At 65.6% G+C, this 16,232-nt stretch carries 16 protein-coding genes, 1 tRNA gene and 1 rRNA gene; 3 read left to right on the top strand and 15 right to left on the bottom strand.

Features of this window, described 5'->3' with window-relative positions; genetic code table 11:
* From BLT64_RS09180 to BLT64_RS09160, 5 genes are all read right to left on the bottom strand, one after another.
* Positions 1-89 (bottom strand): 16S ribosomal RNA (locus BLT64_RS09180); the annotation flags it as partial.
* A gap of 489 nt (positions 90-578) precedes the next feature.
* Entirely contained in the window at positions 579-1,205 is a 627-nt protein-coding gene (gene msrQ, locus BLT64_RS09175; RefSeq protein ID WP_011746414.1) for a protein-methionine-sulfoxide reductase heme-binding subunit MsrQ, read from the bottom strand.
* Entirely contained in the window at positions 1,205-2,101 is an 897-nt protein-coding gene (gene msrP, locus BLT64_RS09170; protein ID WP_011746413.1) for a protein-methionine-sulfoxide reductase catalytic subunit MsrP, read from the bottom strand. Before msrP ends, msrQ begins: the two co-directional genes overlap by 1 nt.
* Before the next feature lie 130 nt (positions 2,102-2,231).
* Positions 2,232-4,859: an ATP-dependent chaperone ClpB gene (gene clpB, locus BLT64_RS09165; RefSeq protein ID WP_011746412.1), complete on the bottom strand. Its 2,628-nt coding sequence runs from the start codon at positions 4,857-4,859 to the stop codon at positions 2,232-2,234.
* 106 nt (positions 4,860-4,965) lie between these two features.
* Positions 4,966-5,739 (bottom strand): hypothetical protein, encoded by a 774-nt coding sequence (locus BLT64_RS09160; protein WP_011746411.1) that lies wholly within the window; start codon positions 5,737-5,739, stop codon positions 4,966-4,968.
* A gap of 102 nt (positions 5,740-5,841) precedes the next feature.
* Between BLT64_RS09160 and pyrF the strand changes: the two genes are divergently transcribed.
* The gene (gene pyrF / locus BLT64_RS09155; RefSeq protein ID WP_011746410.1) at positions 5,842-6,546 is read left to right on the top strand and encodes an orotidine-5'-phosphate decarboxylase; all 705 of its coding nucleotides are present in this window, start codon (positions 5,842-5,844) and stop codon (positions 6,544-6,546) included.
* Here the strand turns inward: pyrF and BLT64_RS09150 are convergent, their stop codons facing one another.
* The 5 genes from BLT64_RS09150 to BLT64_RS09130 are packed head-to-tail and all read right to left on the bottom strand — an operon-like array spanning position 6,547 to position 9,682.
* A complete protein-coding gene (locus BLT64_RS09150) occupies positions 6,547-7,176 on the bottom strand; it encodes a glutathione S-transferase family protein (protein WP_011746409.1) in 630 nt (209 codons plus the stop codon). It lies immediately after the preceding gene.
* Positions 7,177-7,227: 51 nt separating this feature from the next.
* The gene (locus BLT64_RS09145; protein WP_041529682.1) at positions 7,228-7,623 is read right to left on the bottom strand and encodes an NUDIX hydrolase; all 396 of its coding nucleotides are present in this window, start codon (positions 7,621-7,623) and stop codon (positions 7,228-7,230) included.
* A gap of 20 nt (positions 7,624-7,643) precedes the next feature.
* On the bottom strand, positions 7,644-7,916 hold the full coding sequence (locus BLT64_RS26290; RefSeq protein ID WP_041529681.1) for an NfeD family protein: 273 nt from the start codon (positions 7,914-7,916) through the stop codon (positions 7,644-7,646).
* Complete coding sequence (locus BLT64_RS09135; RefSeq protein WP_011746407.1) at positions 7,913-8,800, bottom strand: SPFH domain-containing protein; 888 nt, start codon at positions 8,798-8,800, stop codon at positions 7,913-7,915. Before BLT64_RS09135 ends, BLT64_RS26290 begins: the two co-directional genes overlap by 4 nt.
* Before the next feature lie 18 nt (positions 8,801-8,818).
* The gene (locus tag BLT64_RS09130) at positions 8,819-9,682 is read right to left on the bottom strand and encodes an N-formylglutamate amidohydrolase (protein WP_011746406.1); all 864 of its coding nucleotides are present in this window, start codon (positions 9,680-9,682) and stop codon (positions 8,819-8,821) included.
* 184 nt (positions 9,683-9,866) lie between these two features.
* Here BLT64_RS09130 and BLT64_RS09125 point away from each other — a divergent pair.
* Together BLT64_RS09125 and ykgO are read left to right on the top strand one after the other, a co-directional pair.
* Positions 9,867-9,941, top strand: a tRNA-Val gene (locus tag BLT64_RS09125).
* An 83-nt stretch (positions 9,942-10,024) separates the two neighbouring features.
* Entirely contained in the window at positions 10,025-10,150 is a 126-nt protein-coding gene (gene ykgO, locus BLT64_RS09120; protein WP_011746405.1) for a type B 50S ribosomal protein L36, read from the top strand.
* Between the two features lie 479 nt (positions 10,151-10,629).
* On the opposite strand, the gene BLT64_RS09115 is transcribed toward ykgO, so the two are convergent.
* From BLT64_RS09115 to BLT64_RS09095, 5 genes are all read right to left on the bottom strand, one after another.
* Positions 10,630-11,847, bottom strand: coding sequence for a phenylacetate--CoA ligase family protein (locus BLT64_RS09115; RefSeq protein ID WP_011746404.1), 1,218 nt, complete (start codon positions 11,845-11,847; stop codon positions 10,630-10,632).
* Positions 11,848-11,865: 18 nt separating this feature from the next.
* Entirely contained in the window at positions 11,866-12,690 is an 825-nt protein-coding gene (locus tag BLT64_RS09110; protein ID WP_011746403.1) for an ABC transporter ATP-binding protein, read from the bottom strand.
* Positions 12,691-12,743: 53 nt separating this feature from the next.
* Positions 12,744-14,024, bottom strand: coding sequence for an ABC transporter substrate-binding protein (locus BLT64_RS09105; protein WP_011746402.1), 1,281 nt, complete (start codon positions 14,022-14,024; stop codon positions 12,744-12,746).
* A gap of 44 nt (positions 14,025-14,068) precedes the next feature.
* The gene (locus tag BLT64_RS09100; RefSeq protein ID WP_041529680.1) at positions 14,069-15,145 is read right to left on the bottom strand and encodes a branched-chain amino acid ABC transporter permease; all 1,077 of its coding nucleotides are present in this window, start codon (positions 15,143-15,145) and stop codon (positions 14,069-14,071) included.
* A 105-nt stretch (positions 15,146-15,250) separates the two neighbouring features.
* Positions 15,251-16,231 carry a branched-chain amino acid ABC transporter permease gene (locus tag BLT64_RS09095; protein WP_011746400.1) on the bottom strand — a complete coding sequence of 327 codons (981 nt, stop codon included), beginning with the start codon at positions 16,229-16,231 and terminating at the stop codon, positions 15,251-15,253.
* Position 16,232: the final 1 nt, after the last annotated feature.

The following is a 16,232-nucleotide window of genomic DNA, read 5'->3' as shown; positions in this document are numbered from 1 at the left end:
CGCCGCTAACCCCGAAGGGTTCGCTCGACTTGCATGTGTTAGGCCTGCCGCCAGCGTTCGTTCTGAGCCAGGATCAAACTCTCAAGTTGAAACGGCATCAGCCGTATCCTTGACAGAAAAACCTTGCACATCTGTCCTTCCCACAAAGGAGAAGGATCATCCTGTTCATCGTCCTCACTCGCGTGAGCCGACAAACAGTGAAGCTGACACTCTCATCATCGGTTGCCCTAGAGAGCCGATATACAAGCTTCCCCGTCGAAAAACGACCAGACCGCCCACATATCCCTTCAAATATACAGCAATGTCAAAAAGCAGAGGAAAGAAAAACACGGAAGTTGCGCCATTCTAGCGACGCCCCGTCCGGTCGTTCATTCCCAGATTGTCTCCAGAACCGCACCTTCCAGCGCCGCGTCCCGTCCCGTTCCGACCGTCCCGTCGTCTCGGTGAGCGGGTATTTAGGCCGGCCGCCCGGAACCCGCAAGAGACAAAATTCAAAAAAATGACAAAGAATGATAAGCAGCTGAAATAAAATAGGAAATTCTGAACAGACCCAGCACGCCACCCCCCCGGCCCAGCAATCAACCAGCGCGCCGAACCACACCAAACACGCCCGACCAGCCCCATTTCCTCAGCAAACGCAGAAACAACAACAAAAGAATCGTCCCGAGAATCGTCAGCGGCCACGATTCCCACACCTTCAACGCCCAGAGCCAATGCACCCCCGCCAGAATCGCCGCCGGATAGACCAGCCGATGCAATTTCCGCCAACCCGCCCCCATGCGGCGGATCGAGAATCGGTTCGAGGTCAGCGCCAGCGCCAGCAGCATGGCAAAGGCCAGCATGCCGAAGACCAGATAGGGCCGCTTCACCACGTCCTTCAGCATCTGCGCCCAGAGAAAGGCCATGTCGAAGACCACCCAGGCCACCAGATGGCAGGCGACATAGGCAAAGCAGATCAGGCCAAGCGCTTGGCGGAATCGCATCAGGTTCAGCCGCGTCAGCCGCAGCAGCGGGGTCACGGTCAGGGTCGCCAGCAGGAAATAGATCGCGGTGCGGCCCAGGCGATGCTCGATATCCCGCACCGGGTCGACGCCCAGATGGCCCTGCAGCGCATCCCAGACCAGCAGGCCCAGCGGGACCAGCCCCAGCAGCCAGACCGCCCAGACGGGGACGTGCCGCAGCCAGCGATTGAGGTGCTGCACCATCAGTAATGCTTCGCGAGGTCCATGCCCGCATAGAGCCCGGCCACCTGATCGCCATAGCCGTTGAACATCAGCGTGTCCTGCCGTCCGCCGAAAAGCCCCTTGCCGATCCGTCTTTCGGTGGCCTGCGACCAGCGCGGATGATCAACCTGCGGGTTCACATTGGCATAAAAACCATATTCGCCGGGCTGCATCATCTGCCAGCTGCATTGCGGCTGCGTGTCCGTCAGGGTGATCCCCACCACCGACTTGATCGACTTGAAGCCGTATTTCCACGGCACCACCAGCCGGATCGGCGCGCCGTTCTGGTTGGGCAGCACCCGGCCGTAAAGCCCGGTCGCCAGGATCGTCAGCGGATGCATGGCCTCGTCCAGCCGCAACCCCTCGCGATAGGGCCAGTCCAGGATGCGGCTGCGCTGGCCGGGCATCTGCTCGGGGTCGTGAAGCGTGCGGAAGGCCACGAACTTCGCGCCCGGCTGCACGCCCGCCTTGTCCAGAGCGCCGGCCAGCGGCACCCCCAGCCACGGGATGACCATCGACCAGGCCTCGACGCAGCGCAGGCGATAGATGCGCTCCTCCAGCGCCGATTCGGGCGCCAGATCCTCGACCCCGTAATTGCCGGGCCGGTCCACCATGCCGTCGATCGTCACCGACCAGGGCGAGGTCTTCAGGCTGCCGGAATATTGCGCCGGATCGCTTTTGCCGGTGCCGAACTCATAGAAGTTGTTGTAATGAGTGATGTCCTCGAGGCTGTTCACCGCCTCGTCGGTCGAAAAGGCCGAGGGCGCCCCCCCCAGCCCAAGGGCGGGCGTCGCCAGCGCCGCGATGCCCGCGGCCAGAAAGGCCCGCCGGTTCAGGTAATCCGCTTCGGGCGTCACCTCGGACCATTTCATCGTCATGGCGGCTCCTCCTGTGTCGCCTATGCATCATGCCGCCCGGCCCGCCGGATGCCGATGAAACTCCGCGTGAGTTCCGCGCGAGCGTCGGATCGGAAAAGGGCGGATACACAAGCATCCGCCCCTTCGCTTCTTAGTGCAGCGGCACCCGCGGCCCGCTTTCATCCGCCGGGCCCAGATGGGCGGTGCTCACGCGGTTGCCCACGATCAGGCCATCGGGTCCGGCGCTGACATGCACGGTCTGGCCATCCAGCACCTCGCCGGCCAGGATCATCTCGGCCAGGGGGTTTTGCAGGCTGCGCTGCATCACCCGCTTCAAGGGCCGGGCACCGAAGACCGGGTCATAGCCTTCGTCCGCCAGCCATTTCAGCGCCGCCTCGTCCAGATCCAGCCCGATCTTGTGCTGCGCGAGACGGGTTTCCAGCTGCCAGAGCTGGATCCTGACGATCCCGTCCATGTTCTCGCGCGTGAGCCGGTGGAAGATGATGATCTCGTCCAGCCGGTTCAGGAACTCGGGCCGGAAATGCGCCCGGACCGCATCCATGACCTGCGCGCGGGCCTGGCCCGAATCCGCCCCCTCCGGCAGCGCCGACAGCGCCTGCGCCCCAAGGTTCGAGGTCAGCACGATCAGCGTCTGCTTGAAGTCCACAGTACGGCCCTGGCCGTCGGTCAGCTGGCCGTCGTCCAGAACCTGCAACAGCACGTTGAACACGTCCGGGTGCGCCTTTTCGACCTCGTCGAACAGGATGACCTGATAGGGACGCCGCCGCACCGCCTCGGTCAGCACACCGCCCTCGTCATAGCCGACATAACCCGGAGGCGCGCCGATCAGCCGCGCGACCGAATGCTTCTCCATGAACTCGGACATGTCGATGCGGACCATGGCGCTGTCGTCGTCGAACAGGTATTCGGCGATGGCCTTGGTCAGCTCGGTCTTGCCGACCCCGGTCGGACCCAGGAACAGGAAGCTGCCCAGCGGCCGCTTGGGGTCGTTCAGCCCCGCCCGCGCCCGGCGCACCGCGTTCGAGATCGCGGTCACCGCCTCGGACTGGCCGATGACGCGCTTGCTCAGCACATCCTCCATCTTCAGCAGCTTCTCGCGCTCGCCCTCCAGCATCTTGCTGGTGGGGATGCCGGTCCAGCGTTCCACCACCTCGGCGATCTGCTCGGGGCGGACGGCTTCCTCGACCATCGGGCCGTCCTCGCTGCCTTCGGATTCGGCCAGTTGCCGCTCCAGCCCGGGAATGATGCCATAGCTGAGTTCGCCGGCGCGGGCCAGGTTGCCCTCGCGCTTGGCCTGGTCCAGCTCGGCGCGGGCACGGTCGAGCTGCTCCTTGAGGTTGCGCGAGCCTTCCAGCTTGTCGCGCTCGGCCTGCCAGCGCGCCGTCATGGTCGCGGATTTCTCCTGCAGTTCCGAAAGCTGCTTCTCCAGCTTCTCCAGCCGGTCCTGCGAGGCGGCGTCGTCCTCTTTCTTCAGCGCCTCGGCCTCGATCTGCATCTGCAGGATCTGGCGGTCCAGCGCGTCAAGCTCTTCGGGCTTGCTGTCCACCTCCATGCGCAGCCGGCTCGCGGCCTCGTCCATAAGGTCGATGGCCTTGTCGGGCAGGAAACGGTCGGTGATGTAGCGGTGCGACAGCGTCGCGGCAGCCACCAGCGCGGCATCGCTGATGCGCACGCCGTGATGCAGTTCGTATTTCTCCTTGATGCCGCGCAGGATCGAAATCGTGTCCTCGACCGTCGGCTCCTCGATCATGACCGGCTGGAAGCGCCGGGCCAGGGCAGCATCCTTTTCGATATACTTGCGGTATTCGTCCAGCGTGGTGGCACCGACGCAATGCAGCTCGCCCCGCGCCAGGGCGGGCTTGATCAGGTTCGCGGCATCCATGGCACCGTCGGTCTTGCCGGCACCGACCAGCACATGCAGCTCGTCGATGAACAGCACGATCTCGCCGGCGGCGTTCTCGATCTCCTTCAGGACGGATTTCAGCCGCTCCTCGAACTCGCCGCGATATTTCGCGCCGGCGATCAGCGCGCCCATGTCCAGCGCCCAAAGCTGCTTGTTGCGCAGGCTTTCGGGCACGTCGCCATCGACGATGCGCAGCGCCAGGCCCTCGGCGATGGCGGTCTTGCCGACGCCCGGCTCGCCGATCAGCACCGGGTTGTTCTTGGTGCGGCGGGACAGCACCTGCATGGCGCGGCGGATTTCCTCGTCCCGGCCGATGATCGGGTCGATCTTTCCCTCGGCCGCGGCCTCGGTCAGGTTGCGGGCGTATTTCGACAGCGCCTCATAGCTGTCCTCGGCGCTGGCGGTATCGGCCGTCCGACCCTTGCGAACATCGTTGATCGCCGAGTTCAGCGCCTGCGCGGTCACCTTGCCGGCAGCCAGCGCATCACGGGCATTGGTGTTGACGATGGCCAGCGCGGTCAGCACGCGCTCGGCCGGAACGAAGCTGTCGCCGGCCTTCTTGGCCAGCTTCTCGGCCTCGTCCAGCACGCGGACCATGCTGGGATCGATATAGACCTGCCCCTGCCCGCCGCTGACCTTGGGTTGTTTCTCCACCGCCTGATCGACGGCCTGGCGGACGGCCTGGGCATCGCCGCCGGCCCGGGCGATCAGGTTGCTGGCAAAGCCCTGATCGTCATCCATCAGCGCCTTCAGCAGATGCTCGGGCATCACGCGCTGGTTTTCCTCGCGGATCGCGATGGTCTGCGCCGCTTGCAGGAAGCCCCGCGACCGTTCCGTGAACTTTTCCATGTCCATGGTTGTCTCCTTTCAAAAGCGCCGATCCGGCTGCGCCCGCTTGGCGGCACGCAGCCTGTTGGCCTTCGAGGGATATGTGGAAACGCGTCCGCGGCTCTGCAAGGTGTCAGCGACGTTGTTTCGCAACCAGCAGCCTGGCCGGGCGTGCCGCCTCGGCAGCCCTGAACAGCGAGAAGGTCTGGTTGGCAAAGTTCACGACGCCCGAGACATGGTCGATATAGCTTTGCAGTTCCGGCGTGCGCTCGGCCTCGACAAGCTGCAAGGGACGCTCGGGACCGTCGCCCTCCAGCTGGACGTAGAACAGCGGCTCGCCGCGCTTGAGGATCAGGTCCTTGTCGGTTTCGTGCCATTCGAAGGCCCACATCAACTGGCGCGGCCAGATATTGATGGGAAAGCGCCCGCCGAAGATCGTGCCCGGCAGGGGACGGCGCCGGTAATGCGCAAAGCTGTCCAGCTGGGTCATATAGACCGGCTCGTCCGCGATGAAGATATAGGGCAGCTTCATCTGGATCGTCGGCCGGTCGGGATAGCGCCACTCGGCCTCGCTCACCAGCACCAGCACGTCGGACATGCGGCCGCTGCGGACCGCGCCTGCGGCACCGGCGCGGTTGATGAGCCTGGCCCGCCCCTGCTCGTCGCGGTCAAAGCCGATATGCAGGTCGAACGGGCACTTGATCATGAAATAGCGCGCTTCCAGCGCGATCACCGCCGGGCAGCGCGCGGCGGATTTCGCACTCGCGCGGTTGGTGTCGCGAAAGGACACGCGCTCGGGCGGTTCGAACAGCACCCCGCCTTTGTCGGTTGCCCGCAACCAGCCGACGGTGATAGGGCCGGATCGAGGATCTTCCGGGTCGCGCTGGATGGTGATGTTGAACTGCATGACATACCCCTTAAAAAAAACCCGCCGGAGTTTCCCCGTCGCATTCGGGCGCGTCAATAGGACATTCGGGCGCGCCGACAGGAACCGCTGAAAGGACCAAGCATGACCCAAACCCCCGATGAACGCCTGATCGTGGCGCTGGACGTGCCGAACGCGCTGGCCGGGCTTGAGCTGGCCGAAAAGATCGGCGATGCCGCCGGCTTCTACAAGATCGGCCTGGGCATGCTGACCGGCGGCGGGCTGGCGCTGGCCAACGAGCTGAAGCAGGAACACGGCAAGCGCATCTTCCTGGACATGAAGTTCTTCGACATCGGCGCCACGGTCGAGGCGGCGGTCCGCGGCATCGCGCAATACGACCTCGATTTCCTGACCGTGCATGGCGATCCGCATGTGGTGCGGGCGGCAAAGCAGGGGGCAAGCGGTTCGGGGCTGAAGATCCTGGCGGTGACGATCCTGACCTCGCTGGACCGCGCCGACCTCGATGCCGGGCTGATCGTGCCGGGCGACGTGGCCGAGATCGTGGCCACCCGCGCCGCCCGCGCCTTCGAGGCCGGGGCCGATGGGATCATCGCCAGCCCGCGCGAGGCCGCGGCGATCCGCGCGCTGCCCGAGGCGGCGGGCCGGCTGATCGTGACCCCCGGCGTGCGCCCGGCGGGCAGCGATGCCGGCGACCAGAAGCGGATCGAGACCCCCGCCACCGCCATCGCCAACGGCGCCGACCATATCGTCGTCGGCCGGCCGATCTGGCAGGCGGCGGACCCGCGCGCCGCGGCACAGGCGATCGCGGCGGAACTGGCCGGGCTCTGATCAGCCGAAATTGCGCTGGAAGACCGGCGCCAGATCGTCCCGCGCCACCGTGGCGCGGGCGATGGACCAGACCTTGGGCGCATGGGCCTCGAACCATTCCGGGCCGGGTTTCCAGTTGGTCATCACCGCCAGATAGATGTCCAGCGCCGAGAAGCGCTCGCCCAGGAACCACGGCGCGCCCACCGCGCCCTCCAGCGCGGTCCAAAGCTCTTGCAGCCGTGCCGTGGTGGCCTCGCCCAGTTCCTTCTGCGCTGCCGGATCGGTCAGGAACCGCGCCGGATCGTCGCCGAAGGTAAAGCAGGGATAGACCTGCGCGACCAGAAAGATCAGCCAGCGCAGGAATCGCGGCCGCTCGGCGGCTCCGGCGGCCGGCACCAGATCGTCCCGCTCGGTCATGTCGGCCAGGTGCAGCGTGATCGCCGCGCTTTCCGACAGCACCCGCCCGTCGGGCAGGATCAGCACCGGAATCTGCCCCGCGGGGCTGATCCGCATCAGCTCGCGCCTTGCAGCCGAATCGAGGAACAGGTCCGCGACCTCGACCCCCTCGGCCTCAAGCCCGTAATGCGCCAGCTGCGCCTCGACGATGGCCGAGCCCCAGCCGTTGCGGCGATATAGCTGCATCCGAGACATGCATGCCTCCTTCCTGTCGATGGGCCGATCATGCACGGCAGCGGCCGATTCTCAAATCCCGCAGCCCGCTCCGGCAAGAACGAGCCGCACCCGATCCCGGAAATGCGGCACGGCGCGCGGATGGGCGACGAATTCCGCAATCGGCATCATCCGCCATTCCTGCCCCTCGTCGCCAAAGCGGATCGCGGCGATCTCTGCGGCGGTGATCGTGCCGCAAAACAGCCACGAAGCGCGGGGCGGAGCGTGGACCGAAACGAAGGGCTGTCCCGTCAGCCGCCCGGCGGAAAGCCGCAGCCCGAATTCCTCCTCAAGCTCGCGCAGGGCGCATTCGACCGGCGTCTCGCCCGGTTCGGCGGCGCCGCCCGGCAGGTCCCAATGCGCCGGAAAGCGAATCCAGCGGTAATCGTCGCGCAGGCAGGTCAGCAGATGCGCGCCATGGGTCAGCACCAGATTGGCACCGACAAAGCCTAGTTGTCGTTGATGTCGCGTGTCCAGTGTCGCACCTCGCCCCGGTTCCTGCCGAAGATACGCCGCAGCACCAGCCAGATCACCCCGGTCAGCACCGCGGTGACCACCAGCGCCATCGGCAGCCCACCCGGCCACAGGCCCAAGAGCAGCGCCAGCCCCATCAACAGCACCGCGCCGGCCAGGCCCAGGAAGAACCAGCCCGGCAGCGCCAGCTCCACCGCCGCCAGGATCAACGCCGCAATGATCCAGATCCAGCCGTTCGCCCAGCTCATTTGCCGCCCCGCAGCATGCGGAAGGCGTCACCCAGCGCCTCTACGGCCGAGGCGGGGACGATCACGGTCTGCTTGCCCTGGCCCTTGCCGACCTCGGCCAGCACATCGACCTGGCGCATGGCGATCTGGTATTGCGCCGCCTCGATCCCGCCTTCGCGGATCGCCGTGGCGATGGCCGCGGTGGCATAGGCCTCGGCGTCGGCCAGCAGCCGCTTGGCCTTGGCCTGCTGCTCGGCGGCGTAAAGATCGCCGTCGGCAGCCAACTCCACGGCGCGGCGGCGCCCCTCGGCCTCGGTCACCTGGGCGCGGCGGGCGCGCTCGGCGTTCAGCTGCTGCAGCATGGCGGCCCGCGTCGCCTCGTCCAGGTTGACGTCCAGGATCTCGGCCCGGGTCACCTCGATGCCCCAGTCGTCTACGATATTGGCCAGCGATTCGCGGATGCGTTCGATCAGGGGCGCGCGATTAGACTGCACCTGGTCCAGCTCCATCGTGCCGATCTCCGAGCGCACGATCCCCGCCACCGTGGTGGTGATCGCCGCATCCACGTCGCGAATGCGATAGACGGTCTTTTCCGGCTCGATGATGCGATAGAAGACGCTGGTCTCGACCTGCACCAGCACGTTGTCCGCGGTGATCGCATCCTGGCGCGAGGTCGGCAGCTGGCGCTCCAGCACCGAGATCCGGTGCGCCACCCGGTCAAGGAAGGGCACGATGAAGTTGATCCCCGGCCCCAGCACGGCATGCAGCCGGCCAAAGCGTTCGACCACGTATTTCTCGGATTGCGGGACGATGCGGACGGCGCGGCTGACGGCGAACAGGATCACCAGCGCCAGCACGATCAGGGCAAGGTTCTGGCCGATCATCTCGGCGAATTCGGGCGGCATCGCATCTCCTTTCCTGGGTCACTCGGCGGCGAAGGCCGCATCGCTGGCGTCCGGGCGCAGCCGCGCCAGCCGCGTGATGACGCGGGCGAAACGGGCCTGGAACAGCTCGAAATCCGCCCTCGGCTCGATCCGCCCCTCGTCCATGTAAAGCGAGCGGTCCAGTTCCAGTTGCACCACATGGACATTGTTGCGCGGCCGGCCATAGGTCTGGGTGATATAGGCGCCCGAAAAGGGCGAGTTGCGCCGCAGCCGAAAGCCCTCGGCCACCACGGCATCGGCCACGCCGGCGCTGATCCGGGGAGCGGCCGAGACCCCGTTGCGATCCCCCAGCACCATGTCGGGACGCGGGCGCGGCAGATGGGCCAGCGCGTCGCGCGGCATGGAGTGCATGTCGATCAGGATGGCGCCGCCGAATCGCGCCACCGCCTCGTCGATCAGCGCGGAAAGCGCCCGGTGATAGGGATGCCACAGGCGGGCGATGCGGCTTTCGGCCTCGGTCCGCGGGATCGGCCGGTCGTGGATGGCGCGCCCCTGCGACACGACGCGGGGAATCACCCCCAGCCCGGCCATGATGCGCGGATTGGTCAATCCCGGCGGCGCCCCCGAGACGACCAGCGGGTCGATCTCTTCGGGGCCGCGGTTCAGGTCCACCACGCAGCGCGGCACCCGCGCGGTCAGCATCGTGGCGCCATGGTCCAGCGCCGGCTGGATCAGCCGGTCCACGAAGGCATCCTCGGACGAGCGCAGCTGCTGCGCATTCAGCCGCGATTCGGCCAGGAACCAGTCGGGATAGGCCCGCCCCGAATGCGGCGAGGCAAAGATCACCCCGCCCAGCCACCGTTGCGGCCGCATCAGATCGAAAGTCGGCTCTTCCCTGGTCATTCCTGGCGTTCCCCGGCGGCGCGACCGGCGCCAATTCTGGACGGTCAAGACAGAAAGGTTATAAACCATGATCGGCAGAGGCCAATAGCTGTCGATTGAGGGCTTGAAACCCCCGGGCGAGGTGGCTATAGACACGCCGATCAAGGCGATCTGGCGGCGCAAGCTGGCAGAATCACCTGTCGGGGGGCGGTTAGCTCAGCGGTAGAGCACTACGTTGACATCGTAGTGGCCACTGGTTCGATCCCAGTACCGCCCACCATGATTTCGCGCCCCCGGGGCTTGTCCGGGGGTATTTTGTTTCCAAGGCGCGACCTAGCGATGCGCCGCGATAGGAGAAGACCGATGAAGGTTCGCAATTCGCTCCGCTCGCTCAAGAGCCGCCACCGCGATTGTCAAGTCGTGCGCCGCAAAGGCCGCATCTACGTCATCAACAAGACCAACCCGCGCTTCAAGGCCCGTCAGGGCTGAGATCCGGCGGATCATCCGAATTCAGAACGCCCGCAGCCTCGCGCTGCGGGCGTCTTGCTTTTCAGACCCGCTTGGCGTCCGGCATGGTTATCGGCTGGCAAAGTAGCGCGGCCCCGCCAGCCTGGCGAAGGCGCAGGTCGAAAGCGAAAATGGCACGGATCGACCTTGCAGCGGCCCCGGCGCAGCGCGCCCGTCAGCAGGCCCGAAACACTCTGCCGCGCAACAGGTTGGCGGCGCGCGGGGTTACGGTAGCGCAGCCTCGTGCGAATCTCGTCGGTGAATACGCCTTGGATCGGACCGCATTGCGACGCCGGCGCGACCTATCCTCGATCAGACGAGGCCCCAGCGCCAAATTCTTCGCGCCCTTCGGCATCGTAGTCGCCAGCATGCCCGAAACGGTCATATTGGGAACGCGGCGCCAACCGACTCTCGCCCCGAGCGGCCGCCGCCCCGACCGAGGCGACGGCGCTACCTCCGAATCAGTCGTAGCTGCGCCGATCCTCGATCACCTTGCCGTCGTTCGGCAGCGAGCCCGGCGCAACCAGTTCCACCCGTCCGCGAAGCTTCAGCGTATCCAGCACCGTTCCCTCGTATCTCGCCGCATCATCGGCCCCGGTTTCCAGCAGCACCGTCATCACATCCATGTCGCCCGAGCGATCCGCGACGACCCGGGCGCGGCTGATCTCGGGGTGGCGGGCGACCAGCGCCGCGACCTGCTCGGGGCGGACGAACATGCCCTTGATCTTGGTGGTCTGGTCGGCGCGACCCATCCAGCCCTTGATGCGCATGTTCGTGCGCCCGCAGGGGCTGACCCCCGGCAGCACCGCCGAAAGATCGCCGGTCGCGAAACGCACCAGCGGATAGTCCGGGTTCAGCGTGGTCACGACCACCTCGCCCACCTCGCCCTCGGGAACGGGATCGCCGGTGCCGGGGCGGACGATCTCGACGATCACCCGCTCGTCCACGATCATCCCCTCCATGGCGGGCGATTCATAGGCGATCAAACCCAGATCGGCAGTGGCATAGCATTGCGTGGTAGCGATGCCGCGATCCGCGTAACCCTGCCGCAGGCTGGGAAACAGCGCCCCGCCCGAAACGACGGCGCGGGTAAAGGACAGCCGCTCGCCCAGTTCCTCGGCCTTGTCGAGCATGATCTTCAGGTAATCCGGCGTGCCGGCATAGACCGTGGTGCCGATATCGACGGCGGCACGGACCTGCAATTCGGTTTGGCCGGTCCCGGCCGGCAGGGTCGCGGCCCCGACCGCACGGGCGGCGCTTTCGAACATCATCCCCGCCGGCGTCAGGTGATAGCCGAAGCAGTTGTGGATGATGTCGCCCCGCCCCACGCCCGCCGCATGCAGGAATCGCCCCAGCCGCCACCAGTCCTCGCCGCGCCGGCCGGGCTCATAGATCGGGCCGGGGCTCTGGAACACGTTCTCGAAATCCGGCGCCGGCCGGGTGGTGAAGCCGCCGAAGGGCGGCGTCCTTTTCTGCGCCTCGGAGAGTTCGGACTTTCGGATCACCGGCAGCTTGGCCAGCGCCTCGCGCGTGGTGACCTGGTCCGGTGCGACATCGCCCAAGATGCGGGCCAGCGCCGGCGCGGTCCCGGCGCGGGCAATGGCCGCGGGCAGTTCGGCCGCCTGCCACAGCGCCCGCTCATCGGCGCTGCGGGTTTCAAGCTTGTCGTAGAATGTCATGGGGATGCCTTTCTGCCTTCAGGCCAGCCAGCGCTTGCGCCGGCGATAGGACCGCACGTCGCGAAAGCTCTTGCGGCCCTGGTCGGACATGCCGAGATAGAATTCCTTGACGTCGGGGTTCTCGCGCAGCGCATCCGCCGGCCCGTCCATCACCACGCGGCCGCTTTCCAGGATATAGCCGTAATGGGCATAGCGCAGCGCGACGTTGGTGTTCTGCTCGGCCAGCAGGAAGGTCACGCCCTCGCCCTCGTTCACCGCCTTGACGATCTCGAAGATCTGCTCGACCAGCTGCGGGGCAAGGCCCATCGAGGGCTCGTCCAGCAGGATCGTCTCGGGGCGCGACATCAGCGCGCGGCCCATCGCGCACATCTGCTGCTCGCCGCCCGAGGTATAGCCGGCCTGGCTTTTCCGGCGTTCCTTGAGCCGGGGAAAATAGGAGTAGACCATCTCCAGGTCCTGCCGGATCGCCGCGCTGCCGTCGGTGCGGGTATAGGCGCCGGTCAGCAGGTTTTCCTCGATGGTCAGGTGCTCGAAGCAATGGCGCCCTTCCATCACCTGGATGATGCCCTTCTTCACCACCGAGGCGGGGTCCATGTCCTGGATCCGCTCGCCGCGATAGCTGATCGAGCCCTTGGTGACCTCGCCGCGCTCGGAATGCAGCAGGTTCGAGATCGCCTTCAGCGTCGTCGTCTTGCCCGCGCCGTTTCCGCCCAGCAGCGCGGTGATGCCGCCCTTGGGCACCGACAGGCTGACGCCCTTCAGCACCAGGATGACGTGATTGTAGATCACCTCGATATTGTTGACCTCGAGCAGGGTCTCGCGTTGGGGCGCGGCGTCGAACATGGGCTTTCCCTCCGGGTCCATGGACCCCGGCGGCGAACCGCCGGGGCAAGGGATCAGCAGCGCGGCGAGATGCCGGCTTCCTTGGCATAAGCCTCGCTGTCCTCAAGGATCAGCGGGTCCAGCACGTCCTGATCGGGTTGGGTAAAGTCGGTGATCAGGGTCCATTTCCCGGCCGAGGCGTCCCATTGCTGAAGCCGCGCCATGCCGCTGCCACCATGGTTGTCGCAGGACATCTTGATCTCGGGACCGAAGTCCGGCAGCCCCAGCTCGGCCAGACGCTCCGGCGTGATGTCCAGCGCCTCGAACCCGTCGCGCAACTGCGCCGCGGTGATCTGCGACGTGCCGGCCAGTTCCTGCGCCTTCTTGATCGCCTCGGCGATCACCACCCCGGCATACATGCCGCGCGAGTAAAGCACCGAGCCGACGAACTGCCCGCCCTGCGAAGCCTTGCCCGGATCGATGACGTGCTTCTTCATGTCCTCATAGATCGGATAATCCATGCCGACGCCGTGGAAGGTCAGCGCCTTGTAGCCGTTGGCGCCCGCGCCTACCGGCTTCACGTCCACTTCCGAGCCCGACCAATAGGTGCCGATGAAGTTCTCCATCGGGAAGCGGATGTTGGCGGCTTCCTGGATGGCGGTCTGGTTCATCACGCCCCAGCCCCACATCAGCACGTAATCCGGCTTGTCGCGGCGGATCTGCAGCCACTGGCTCTTCTGTTCCTGGCCCGGCGGATCGACCGGCAGTTCGGTCAGGGTGAAGCCGTGCTTCTTGCCAAGCTCCTGAAGGGTGCGGATCGGCTCCTTGCCATAGGCCGAGTTGTGATAGACCAGCGCGATCTTCTTGCCTTCAAGGCTGCCGCCGTTCTGGTCCAGCAGATACTTGATCGCCACGCTGGCACCGTCCCAGTAGTTCGCCGGCGCGTTGAACACCCATTCGAAGACCTTGCCGTTCTTGGCCGAGGTCCGGCCATAGCCCGGCGTGTAAAGCGGGATCTTGTCCGCCGCCACCTTGGGGATCAGCTGATAGGTGATGCCGGTCGAGAGCGGGTTGTAGACCAGCGCGCCCGAGCCCTTGGTCGCCTCGTAGCACTCGACGCCCTTCTCGGTGTTATAGGCGGTCTCGCATTCCGGGGTCCGGATCTTTTCGCCACCAATGCCGCCGTCGCGCTCGTTCAGCAGGGTGAAGTAATCGTTGAACCCGTCGGCATATTGCGTGCCGTTCGCGCCATAGGGCCCGGTGCGATAGCTGAGATTGGGCACCACCAGGTCGGCCATGGCCGGCGCCGCCGCCATGACGGCACCCAGTGCAACAGTTGCGAGTTTCAGTTTCATCTTGGTCTCCTCCCAAGGGTTTTCGTCCGCCGGTTGTCCGGTCGTTAATGCGGGAACGGCCAGAGCCGCAGCTTCTCTTTCGTCAGTGCCCAGAGCCGCGCCAGCCCGTGCGGCTCGACGATCAGGAAGAACACGATCAGCGCGCCGACGATCATCAACTCGATATGGGCGGCCAGGTCGGTCGGCCAGCCGAACTGCGCCACCAGCACGTTCTTCAGCAGGACCGGCAGCAGCACCAGGAAAGCGGCACCGGCAAAGCTGCCGAAGATGCTGCCGAGCCCGCCGATGATGATCATGAACAGCACCAGGAAGCTCTTGTTGATGCCGAAGGCTTCGCTGGCCTCGGCCGCACCCAGATAGACCGAGAACAGCAGTGCCCCGGCGATACCCACGAAGAAGCTGGAGACGGCAAAGGCCGACAGCTTGGCGGTCAGCGGGTTCACCCCGATGATTTCGGCCGCGATGTCCATGTCGCGGATCGCCATCCATTTCCGCCCCACGCTACCGCGGGTCAGGTTGCGCGCCATCCAGGCCAGCCCGACGGCAAAGCACAGGCAGATCAGGTATTTCGCCGAAGCCGAGGTGGCGGGCCCGGTCACCGCCCAGCCCAGGATGGTGCGTTCGGGCGCGTTGATCTGGCCCGAGGCCGAGTAGTTGTAGAACCACGGCACCTTGTTGAACAGCCACACCAGAAAGAACTGCGCGGCCAGCGTCGCCACGGCCAGGTAGAAGCCCTTGATGCGCAGGCTGGGCAGGCCGAAGAGCATGCCGACGACGGCGGTGATCGCTCCGGCCAGGATGATGTGGACGACGATCGGCACGCCGGGAAAGGCGACCATCAGCTTGTAGACCGCATAGGCGCCCACCGCCATGAAGCCGCCGGTGCCCAGGCTGACCTGCCCGGCATAGCCGGTCAGGATGTTCAGCCCCAGCGCGGCGATGGCATAGATCAGGAAAGGCACCAGGACCGCATTGGCCCAATAGCTGTCGATGACCAGTGGCACCACCAGGAACGCCACCGCCAGGATCGCGTAATATCCCCAGCGATCCAGCTTGATCGGAAAGGTCTGGCCATCGTCGCGATAGCTCGTCTTGAAGTCGCCCGCCTCACGATAGAACATCCGCCCCTCCCGGCTTCGTCGTTTCGACATTTGAGTATTTATGGAACAGAGAAGGCTTCTTCGTTCTGCAAATACTCAATCTCGAGTCCTCAACTCGCGCCATGGCTACACCCGCTCGATGATGCGCTCGCCAAACAGGCCCTGCGGCCGGAAGACGAGGAAGAGCAGCGCCAGCACATAGGCGAACCAGTTCTCGGTCGCGCCGCCGACCGCGGGGCCGACGAAATATTCGAAGAGCTTCTCGCCCATGCCGATGATCAGCCCGCCAACGATGGCGCCGGGGATCGAGGTGAAGCCCCCGAGCATCAGCACCGGCAGCGCCTTGAGCGCGATCAGCGAAAGGCTGAACTGCACCCCCGACTTCGTGCCCCACATGATGCCCGCGACCAGCGCCACGAAGCCGGCGATCGACCAGACCATGATCCAGATGAATTGCAGGCTGATGCCCACCGAAAGCGCCGCCTGGTGGTCGTCGGCCACCGCGCGCATCGCCCGGCCCTGCTTGGTATATTGCGAGAAGCCGACCAGGGCCGCGACCAGCACCGCCGCGATCACCGTCGCCCAGATGTCCAGCCGGTCGATAAAGAAGCCATAGCCGAACAAACCGTCGGTCATCGTCTCGACCGTCTCGGAAATGCCCTGCGGCAGGCCCACGTCCAGCACCTTCACGTCGGCGCCCCACATCACGTCGCCGAGCCCCTCGAGAAACCAGGCGAGGCCGATGGTGGCCATGAACAGGATGATCGGCTCTTGCCCGACCAGGTGCTTCAGCACCAGCTTTTCGATGGCGATGGCAAGGCCGACCATGATCAGCGCCGTCAGAAGGATGGCCAGCAGCCCCGGCACCGTCCAGCCGAAGCTCGACAGATGCACGCCGAAGGCCGCGTTGATCAGATGCGCAAAGGGCACGCGGCCCTCCATGATGCCGACCAGCGTCATGGCCGCGAACAGCGCCATCACCCCCTGGGCATAGTTGAAGATGCCCGAGGCCTTGTAGATCAGCACGAAGCCCAGCGCGACCAGCGAATACATCACCCCGGCCATCAGGCCGTTCAGCAGGACCTCGCTTGCGTACAGAAATTCCATC

Origin of the sequence: Paracoccus denitrificans (assembly GCF_900100045.1) — a bacterium.
GTDB classification, from domain to species: Bacteria; Pseudomonadota; Alphaproteobacteria; order Rhodobacterales; family Rhodobacteraceae; genus Paracoccus; species Paracoccus denitrificans.
Note: the sequence above shows the minus strand (reverse complement) of the source record. Positions and strands in the feature narration are given on the sequence as shown.

What these genes read in the sequence shown, in the direction of transcription:
- BLT64_RS09150 (WP_011746409.1), bottom strand. Translation starts at nt 7,176, where the DNA reads ATGTCTCGGATGCAGCTATATCGCCGCAACGGCTGGGGCTCGGCCATC.
- BLT64_RS09100 (WP_041529680.1), bottom strand. Translation starts at nt 15,145, where the DNA reads ATGTTCTATCGTGAGGCGGGCGACTTCAAGACGAGCTATCGCGACGAT.
- BLT64_RS09160 (WP_011746411.1), bottom strand. Translation starts at nt 5,739, where the DNA reads ATGCAGTTCAACATCACCATCCAGCGCGACCCGGAAGATCCTCGATCC.
- BLT64_RS26290 (WP_041529681.1), bottom strand. Translation starts at nt 7,916, where the DNA reads ATGAGCTGGGCGAACGGCTGGATCTGGATCATTGCGGCGTTGATCCTG.
- BLT64_RS09105 (WP_011746402.1), bottom strand. Translation starts at nt 14,024, where the DNA reads ATGAAACTGAAACTCGCAACTGTTGCACTGGGTGCCGTCATGGCGGCG.
- ykgO (WP_011746405.1), top strand. Translation starts at nt 10,025, where the DNA reads ATGAAGGTTCGCAATTCGCTCCGCTCGCTCAAGAGCCGCCACCGCGAT.
- pyrF (WP_011746410.1), top strand. Translation starts at nt 5,842, where the DNA reads ATGACCCAAACCCCCGATGAACGCCTGATCGTGGCGCTGGACGTGCCG.
- msrQ (WP_011746414.1), bottom strand. Translation starts at nt 1,205, where the DNA reads ATGGTGCAGCACCTCAATCGCTGGCTGCGGCACGTCCCCGTCTGGGCG.
- BLT64_RS09110 (WP_011746403.1), bottom strand. Translation starts at nt 12,690, where the DNA reads ATGTTCGACGCCGCGCCCCAACGCGAGACCCTGCTCGAGGTCAACAAT.
- msrP (WP_011746413.1), bottom strand. Translation starts at nt 2,101, where the DNA reads ATGACGATGAAATGGTCCGAGGTGACGCCCGAAGCGGATTACCTGAAC.
- BLT64_RS09095 (WP_011746400.1), bottom strand. Translation starts at nt 16,231, where the DNA reads ATGGAATTTCTGTACGCAAGCGAGGTCCTGCTGAACGGCCTGATGGCC.
- clpB (WP_011746412.1), bottom strand. Translation starts at nt 4,859, where the DNA reads ATGGACATGGAAAAGTTCACGGAACGGTCGCGGGGCTTCCTGCAAGCG.
- BLT64_RS09135 (WP_011746407.1), bottom strand. Translation starts at nt 8,800, where the DNA reads ATGCCGCCCGAATTCGCCGAGATGATCGGCCAGAACCTTGCCCTGATC.
- BLT64_RS09115 (WP_011746404.1), bottom strand. Translation starts at nt 11,847, where the DNA reads ATGACATTCTACGACAAGCTTGAAACCCGCAGCGCCGATGAGCGGGCG.
- BLT64_RS09130 (WP_011746406.1), bottom strand. Translation starts at nt 9,682, where the DNA reads ATGACCAGGGAAGAGCCGACTTTCGATCTGATGCGGCCGCAACGGTGG.